The organism is Halopseudomonas sp. (assembly GCF_038130085.1).
Lineage (GTDB): Bacteria > Pseudomonadota > Gammaproteobacteria > Pseudomonadales > Pseudomonadaceae > Halopseudomonas.
This window is the reverse complement of sequence record NZ_JAYPMU010000047.1, coordinates 1-7,913: the sequence shown is the minus strand read 5'-3', so window position 1 is coordinate 7,913 and position 7,913 is coordinate 1. Positions and strand designations below refer to the sequence as shown.

Here is a 7,913-nt window from a genome sequence, read left to right as displayed (position 1 = left end):
TACCATGGTCAACGTGACCGATGGTGCCTACGTTCAGGTGCGGTTTGCTACGTTCGAACTTCTCTTTAGCCATCGAGAGATCCCCTATTCGTGAGAGCAATGCGCGTATCACGCGACCATTAAATAAAAGGCAGATATTCGCATATCTGCCTTGATATTGGAGCTCATGAGCGGATTTGAACCGCTGACCTCACCCTTACCAAGGGTGTGCTCTACCAACTGAGCTACATGAGCTTACAAACCATTGCATCGTCAGACTGGAGCGGGTAGCGGGAATCGAACCCGCACCATCAGCTTGGAAGGCTGAGGTTCTACCATTGAACTATACCCGCCAAGTAGCCTGACTACGCGAAATCTGGTGGAGGGGGAAGGATTCGAACCTTCGAAGGCTAAGCCGTCAGATTTACAGTCTGATCCCTTTGACCGCTCGGGAACCCCTCCGTAAAAGAGGCGCCATTTTCATCACTTGGCGACCCTCTGTCAACACTTTTTATCAGCAAAAACACTTACTTGAAGAATCTTTTTTGCGGATAGGCCAAGAGCCAGAGACTGCCGGGCCGTGAAGCGGGCGCAATTCTATGGGATGTTGCGCGCGTTGGCAACCGGTGAACACGCCTGATATTGATGTTGCATGTCAGGAAAGTCTTCGCGCAGGCGAAGCAGTAGCGCCTGCCCCACAAGGCGCCGCGCTTCAGGTGCCACTTCAACGCTAAACTGGCTACGCAGCTTTTCCACCGGCTTGATCTCTACATCGTGCCCGTCAGCCTGCAACTGAGCCTGGCGCGCTACGGCATAATCTTCCCGACTGAACACGCCTAGCGAGATATTGCCGGCCAGCGGCCCCTTGGTGATCACGAAGCTGTCGATGCCCTGCTCCTGCAAGAGTGACAACTTTGCCAGCGCGCCCGCGGTACCGCCCGCGACCGGCATGACCAGCCAATAGTCACTACTGCTTACCAACTCGTCTTCTACTAGCGACGCCCGAACATCCAATGCCAGCAGCCGCTGACGCAACTGCTCTGCCTCGCCACGCTCAGCAAATACCCCAAGACGAATGCAAAGCACCCCCGGAGTCACCTCACCCTCAGCCTTACCTCGCTCCCGCTCGCCGCCAACCGATGAAGAGGCAAGCTCCCGCTGCGACGCGAGAGTGGCGTCCCCCGCAGCACGAGTGGGCAGCGCTTCCAGCTCCCTGTCCGGCGCAACTTCTTGAGACTGCAGCTGCCAGAGCGCATACAGAATGTTGAGCAGCACCAAAAAGAGGAACAGCGAACGCATCAATCAATCTCCATTGGACAAGCCAAGGCAAGACCATCGAATACCAGATCGCTAATAATATGGCAGCTTTGCGGCAGGGCCTCCGCCATCCGCTCGGCATCGCCGCCCGTAAGGATCACCACCATTTCCTCACCCAGCGTGTGTCGGGCGACACGCAGCTGCTCACGAACAAAACCAACCAGCATCAAGTCGCATCCATACTCCACCGCTTCGGCCGTACTCTCTCCCGGCTGCGGCAGCGCAAGATCACCGCGAAGCGACTGTTCGTAGCGGATCAGGCGAGTGTGTCGCTTGAGACTCCCTCGCAACAGCTTGCTGCCAGGAGCGATATATCCTCCCAGATGCTGACCGGCGGCATTGACGAAATCGACCGTCACGGCGGTCCCCAGATCGATGACGACGCAGGCGCGGCGACAGAGATTGTATCCAGCTACCAGCGCCAACCAGCGATCCATGCCCAGCTTTGTAAAGTCCGCATAACCATTGCGAACCCCTGCCAGCTCTTGGGCACTGCGCGCAAGCACCGGATGCAGCTTCAACCAACTGGTGAGCTGGTCCATCACCACCTGATTCTCTTCAGCAGACCTCACACTAACCAGCCTGCATCCATGAATCTCTCGCTCCTGACCACCAAGAAGCCGTTGCAGCTCTACCAGGTCCGGCGCCATGTCCCGGTCGCGCACACGACCTCCGCGATCCAATAATCGCCACTTTATGAGCGTATTGCCGCAGTCCAACTCAAGAAGCATGGTTCAACCTCAGACTCACTTCACCACCACTGACTTCAACGTCACCGTTCTCGGTGCGCAGTAGCAGCGCCCCGCGGGCATTGACGCCCGCATCCGTCCCATGCAACTCGTTGCTGCCGGAAACAACCTTTACAGCAAGACCTGCCCACGCGTTACGCGCCATCCATTCCTGCTGGAATGGCGCAAACCCTTGCTGATGAAAAATCTCAAGTGACGGCGCCAGGCGCCTTAGAAATCCAGCAACAAGCTCATTACGGTCAAGCGTTGCGCGCTGCCCCGACCGATATAGAGAAGTCCATGCCTGATCGATGCTTGCCGCAGCGTCGAGCAGCACATTCACACCAACCCCGATCACCACCACCGCCTCGCCAGTCAGGTCACCCGAGATTTCGAGCAGGATACCAGCGAGCTTCGCCCCGCCCAACAGCACATCATTAGGCCATTTGAGACGGCAGCCTCGATAACCAGCATCCTCAAGCGCCTGCACAAGACACAAGCCCACCAGCAGACTGAGCCCTTCAAGCCCCGGCCCACCAACAGAAACCGGCTCTGCCGAGGAGAGGTAGATATTCTGCGCGAAGGGGCTTGCCCATTGGCGGCCACGGCGCCCGCGCCCAGCCAGTTGCTGTTCGGCCAGGACCAGCAATGGTCGGGGCTGACCAGGATCCTGCACGCGCTGCGCCTGCGCATTGGTCGAATCAACCTGCTGATAAACAAACCACTGCCAACGATTGGCAAGCTCCGCCGGCAGCAGCGACCGGATCTGATCTACGTTCAGCATGCCTGCGCCGGGCGGCAACCGATAGCCCTTGCCGCGGACCCGCTGGAGCGGATAGCCGTCATCCTCCAGCCGCTTTAGCGACTTCCACACCGCTGCACGACTGACCCCCAGGGCTTCGCCCAGCGCCTCCCCTGAATGGAAGCGCCCGTCGGCTAGCAATGCAAGTATCTCGCTGAGCATGATTGGCAGCACCTATGGCAATAGACGGCACATGATACCGTCGGGAGCCACCACCCGCTATCCTCGAGACCTGCGCGACCAAAACGAACGCCGCAGCTCCTCGTGCGCATCTGCTCGACTGATACCAACATCCTTGAGCTCGGCGCCTGTCATGGCCGCCAACAGACTGCGCTCGTATCGCCAGCGCCGCCAGCGCAGAATCAGACTCCAAACTTTTCGCGCTAGCCGGATCACTCCGCCACTACTATCACATTGATCACACATGCCCTCACCTCCAGGTTGTACTGGAGAAATTGTCACCAACGCAATAACATCAATCCAACAAATGATTTTTATACAAACCATGTAGGAGGCTGATGAATGGCCAGCTACCCAACCATCGACAGCGAGCTGCTCCGCACTTTCGTAGCGATCGCCGACCAAGGCGGCTATACGCGCGCTGCAGAGCAGGTCAATCGCACCCAGTCGGCGGTCAGCATGCAGATGAAGCGACTGGAGGAGGACGTCGTACAGCGCAGCCTGTTCCAGCGCAACGGCCGACAGATGCTGCTGACTGCCGAAGGCGAGCTATTGCTGGGCTACGCTCGACGCATACTGCGCCTCCAGGGCGAGGCGCTGAATAGCCTGCGCGCGCCGCACATGGTGGGGCTAGTGCGCATTGGCACCCCCGACGACTACGTAACCCGTTTTTTGCCGGGCGTGCTGGCTCGCTTTGCCCAAGCGTTCCCACTGGTACAGGTGGAGATGCACTGCGAGCCGTCATTTCAATTACTTCAACGCCAGGACCTAGACCTGACCATCGTGACCCGTGAACCGGGAAAAGAAATAGGTCAACTGTTGCGCCAAGAGGAGGTTGTATGGGCCCAGGCAGAAAACGCCATGCTGCACGAACGCCCGACCCTGCCGCTGGCAATGTTCAACGCCGACTGTTTTTGCCGCAACTGGGCCTGCAATGCGTTGGATACCATGACCCGGGATTACCGCGTGGCCTACAGCAGCCCAAGCCTGTCAGCCATTCTGGCCGTGGTCGGCGCAGGACTGGCGATCACAGCGCAACTTCGCAGCCTGATTCCTGCAGAGATGCGAATCATAGGAAAGGAAGAAGGGTTGCCGGACATGCCCATGGCAAGCATCGTCTTACTGCGCAACCCGCGCAGCCAGTCACCCGTTACCGAGTGCCTGGCCGAGCATATCGCGGAAGGGTTCCGTCAGCATTAGCCCCAGTAAAACGTGCTCGGGCTGGCGCTGTCAGGACGGAAGAGATGCCCCACATCGGGTACGCCGAAGCAACGATCACCGCGCTGCGGCTGCCAACCATTGTATTCAGCATGGGTAATGCCTACCTCCCACAACTGAGGCGCAGCCCAACCGCATGGACGGAGCTCAAGACGCACCTCTGCCCCGACCAGACTGATCGACTCGACCTGCAGCGGCAAATTCGCGTGCTCCACCGGATGCAGCTGGAGGCGGACCTCGTGAGGGCGCAGGTATAACTGCGCCGCTTCACAGGCGGCCGCTTCCGGTAAATCGACCCATGCTTCACCATGCCTAATGCGCCGACCTTCGACCTCACCGGCGATGACGTTGACGTGACCAAGGAAGTCGAACACAAACTGGCTATCCGGACGAGCGTAGAGGGCCTGCGGCCTATCAACCTGCTCAATCTGACCGGCACTCATTACCACAACCCGGTCAGACAGCTCTAATGCCTCTTCCTGATCATGGGTTACAAACACACTGGTGAAGTTCAGCTCGTCGTGCAGATTGCGTAACCAGCGACGCAGATCTTTACGCACCTTTGCATCAAGCGCACCAAACGGCTCATCCAGCAGCAGGATCTGCGGCTGCATCGCCAGCGCGCGCGCCAAGGCGATTCGCTGCTTTTGCCCGCCCGAAAGCTGGGATGGATAACGTTCGCCCAAGTGGGACAACTGCACCATTTCCAGCAGCTCGCCCACCCGCTTGCGAATCTCGGTCGCAGAAGGACGCTGCCGGCGCGGCAACACGTCAAGCCCGAAGGCGACGTTCTGCGCTACCGTCATGTGACGGAACAGCGCGTAATGCTGAAATACAAAACCGACTTTGCGCTCACGGACATGTAGCTGTGTGACATCCTGCCCTTGAAACAAAATGCGGCCAGCGTTGGCGCTCTCCAGCCCAGCGATGATTCGCAGCAGGGTAGTTTTACCTGAGCCCGACGGCCCAAGCAGGCCGACCAGTTCGCCGTCCGGAATATCCAAGGAAATGTCACGCAAGGCGCGAAACGCACCGAAGGATTTATCGATGTTTTCTAGGGTAATACTCATTGGTGGGATTCCGCCTGTAACGCCGGCGTCGCCTGCTGACGAGCCTGACGCCATTCGATCATGCTTTTGACTAGCAGCGTCAGCAGTGCAATGCCAGCCAGCAGCGAAGCACTAGTGAATGCCCCAACTGCGTTGTAGTCCTGATACAGCAGCTCAACGTGCAATGGCAGCGTGTTTGTTTCGCCGCGAATATTGCCCGAGACAACAGAAACGGCGCCGAACTCGCCAACAGCACGGGCGTTGGTCAGCACCACGCCGTAAATCAGCGCCCACTGAATGTTGGGTAGCGTGACTCGACGAAACAGCTGCCAGCCGGTGGCCCCCAGGACAACGCCAGCCTCTTCTTCTTCACGGCCCTGCTGCTGCATCAGCGGAATCAGTTCCCGGGCGACAAATGGGCAGGTTACGAATACCGTGACCATCACAATGCCTGGCCAGGCAAACATCAACTGAATGTCGTAATCCATCAGCCAACCACCCAGCCAACCGTTACTGCCATACAGCAATAGATACAGTAAGCCGGCGACGACCGGCGATACCGCGAAGGGGATATCGATTAACGTAATAAGAGCCTTGCGGCCCGGAAACTCGAAACGGGTGACCAACCAGGCGAGAAAAATACCGAACACCAGGTTAATCGGCACCGTCAACGCCGCAACCAGCAACGTCAGACCGATCGCACTCAGCGTGTATTCATCGACCAGATTGGACCAGAAGGTTTCTGCACCTGCCGAAAACGCTTGGACAAAAATAATTGCCAGCGGCACAACCAGTACCAGCGTCACGACCAGTAGCGCCAATACAATCAATGACCACTTTACCCACGCCTGATCGGCAATACGCAAACGCGCCTGCTTATGCATACCGACGCCTCACCGACCGTGCAGCCGACGCAGATAGCGCGCCTGCCAGATATTGATAGAAAACAGCAGCACCAGTGATGCAATCAGCACAACAGAAGCGATAGCGCTGGCAGCAGCGTAATCGAATTCCTGTAAGCGGATGAAAATCATCAGACTGGTGATCTCACTCACATACGGCATGTTTCCTGCCATGAAGATCACCGCACCAAACTCCCCAAGGCTGCGTGTAAACGACAACGCAACACCGGTCATCAGAGCTGGCCACAGCGCCGGAAAAACCACCCGACGAAACACCGTCAGATCTGACGCATCCATGGTGACCGCGGCCTCCTCATCCTCCGGCGGCAAGTCTTCCAACACCGGCTGCACCGTCCGCACCACAAAGGGCAAACTGGTAAACGCCATCGCAACGATGATGCCTAGCGGCGTGAACGCAACCTTTACCCCCAGCTGAGCAAGCAACTGGCCGTACCATCCATTCTCGGCAAATAACGCAGCCAGGGTAATGCCGGCAACTGCAGTAGGAAGCGCAAAGGGAAGATCGATCAGCGCATCAATGATGCGCTTGCCCGGAAATTCATAACGCACAAGGACCCAAGCCAGCAGCAACCCCACTACGCCATTGAACATCGAGGCAAGGAACGCCGCCCAGAGCGTTACTTTATAAGAAGCGAGAACACGCTCATCGGTAATGACGGACCAATACTGAGCCCAGCTCATGTCCGCCGTTTGCACTATCAACCCGGTAATAGGCAGCAGCAATACCAGAGAGATAAACAGCAGGGAGATGCCCATACTAAGGGCAAACCCCGGTAAGACACGCTTACCAGGGTTTGTGCTAAACAGCGACCAACCAATGGAGTCCTGACTCATATCACCCACTCAGCGACGCTGGAGCTGATCCAGCTTACCGCCACTGCCGAAGTGCACCGTCATCGCGGTCGCCCAATCACCGGTAATGTCTTCGATCGGCAGCAGCTGCAGCTCCGGGAAACGATCCGCGAACTCTGCTTTTACCACCTCATCATGGACACGGTAGTTAAATTCAGCGATGAGGCGCTGAGCATCTTGGCTGTACAGGTACTCCAGGTACTCCTTGGCTACATCAGCAGTACCGTTGCGCTCTACACTGCGATCAATCCAGGTAACCGGAAACTCCGCAAGGAAACTAATCTTCGGCACAACCACCTGGTATTCGCCCGGCGGGTACTGAGCCGCAATATTGTTTACCTCTGACTCAAACGTCAGCAACACATCTCCAATGCCACGCTCGATGAAGGTAGTGGTAGCGCCGCGTCCACCGGTATCGAAGACAGCAACGTTACCCAGGAAGTGGCGGAGAAAGTCGTCAATCGCCTCCTGATCGTCACCAAACGTCTTCTGCGCATAACCCAGCGCTGCCAGATAGGTATAACGGCCGTTACCCGAGGTTTTGGGGTTGGGCAATACAGAACTCACATCGTCGCGAACCAGATCGTCCCAGTTTTGAATGTTCTTAGGATTGCCCTTGCGAACCAGGAACGCCATGGTCGAGTAATAGGGTGACGACGCGTTAGGCAGGCGCTCACGCCAGTCAGCCGGAATAAGGTCTCCTCGCTGATGGAGGATGTCTACATCAGTCACCTGATTATAGGTAACCACATCAGCGCGTAAGCCCTGAATGATCGCTTGGGCCTGCTTCGAAGAGCCACCGTGAGACTGCTTGAACCGCCCCGGGTTTCGCGGAGGCTTCAACTCCTGAGAAGATGAAGCCATG

9 protein-coding genes, 3 tRNA genes and 1 pseudogene are annotated in these 7,913 nt (G+C 57.4%); 1 reads left to right on the top strand and 12 read right to left on the bottom strand.

Going from position 1 to position 7,913, the window contains the following annotated elements; genetic code table 11:
- From AAFM31_RS17610 to AAFM31_RS17575, 8 genes and pseudogenes are all read right to left on the bottom strand, one after another.
- Window positions 1-73, bottom strand: a pseudogene (locus tag AAFM31_RS17610) (elongation factor Tu); the annotation flags it as partial.
- Between the two features lie 85 nt (window positions 74-158).
- Window positions 159-234: transfer RNA gene (locus tag AAFM31_RS17605), tRNA-Thr, on the bottom strand.
- A gap of 24 nt (window positions 235-258) precedes the next feature.
- Window positions 259-332: transfer RNA gene (locus AAFM31_RS17600), tRNA-Gly, on the bottom strand.
- Window positions 333-356: 24 nt separating this feature from the next.
- Window positions 357-441: transfer RNA gene (locus AAFM31_RS17595), tRNA-Tyr, on the bottom strand.
- Between the two features lie 135 nt (window positions 442-576).
- On the bottom strand, window positions 577-1,278 hold the full coding sequence (locus AAFM31_RS17590) for a hypothetical protein (RefSeq protein ID WP_341709162.1): 702 nt from the start codon (window positions 1,276-1,278) through the stop codon (window positions 577-579).
- Complete coding sequence (locus AAFM31_RS17585; protein ID WP_341709161.1) at window positions 1,278-2,027, bottom strand: type III pantothenate kinase; 750 nt, start codon at window positions 2,025-2,027, stop codon at window positions 1,278-1,280. Before AAFM31_RS17585 ends, AAFM31_RS17590 begins: the two co-directional genes overlap by 1 nt.
- Window positions 2,017-2,988 (bottom strand): biotin--[acetyl-CoA-carboxylase] ligase, encoded by a 972-nt coding sequence (locus AAFM31_RS17580; RefSeq protein ID WP_341709160.1) that lies wholly within the window; start codon window positions 2,986-2,988, stop codon window positions 2,017-2,019. The genes AAFM31_RS17585 and AAFM31_RS17580 overlap by 11 nt, the downstream gene beginning before the upstream one ends.
- Before the next feature lie 57 nt (window positions 2,989-3,045).
- Window positions 3,046-3,252, bottom strand: coding sequence for a DUF1127 domain-containing protein (locus AAFM31_RS17575; protein WP_341709159.1), 207 nt, complete (start codon window positions 3,250-3,252; stop codon window positions 3,046-3,048).
- A 96-nt stretch (window positions 3,253-3,348) separates the two neighbouring features.
- Between AAFM31_RS17575 and AAFM31_RS17570 the strand changes: the two genes are divergently transcribed.
- Window positions 3,349-4,206, top strand: a complete 858-nt coding sequence (locus AAFM31_RS17570; protein ID WP_341709158.1) for a LysR substrate-binding domain-containing protein — start codon at window positions 3,349-3,351, stop codon at window positions 4,204-4,206.
- On the opposite strand, the gene AAFM31_RS17565 is transcribed toward AAFM31_RS17570, so the two are convergent.
- The 4 genes from AAFM31_RS17565 to cysP all read right to left on the bottom strand — a co-directional run.
- Complete coding sequence (locus AAFM31_RS17565) at window positions 4,203-5,294, bottom strand: sulfate ABC transporter ATP-binding protein (protein ID WP_341709157.1); 1,092 nt, start codon at window positions 5,292-5,294, stop codon at window positions 4,203-4,205. The two genes, AAFM31_RS17570 and AAFM31_RS17565, sit on opposite strands and share 4 nt — an antisense overlap.
- A complete protein-coding gene (gene cysW, locus AAFM31_RS17560; protein WP_341709156.1) occupies window positions 5,291-6,157 on the bottom strand; it encodes a sulfate/thiosulfate ABC transporter permease CysW in 867 nt (288 codons plus the stop codon). The genes AAFM31_RS17565 and cysW overlap by 4 nt, the downstream gene beginning before the upstream one ends.
- A gap of 9 nt (window positions 6,158-6,166) precedes the next feature.
- Window positions 6,167-7,030: a sulfate/thiosulfate ABC transporter permease CysT gene (gene cysT, locus AAFM31_RS17555; RefSeq protein WP_341709155.1), complete on the bottom strand. Its 864-nt coding sequence runs from the start codon at window positions 7,028-7,030 to the stop codon at window positions 6,167-6,169.
- A gap of 9 nt (window positions 7,031-7,039) precedes the next feature.
- Window positions 7,040-7,913: thiosulfate ABC transporter substrate-binding protein CysP (gene cysP, locus AAFM31_RS17550; RefSeq protein WP_341709154.1), on the bottom strand; the 874-nt coding region annotated here is incomplete at its 5' end.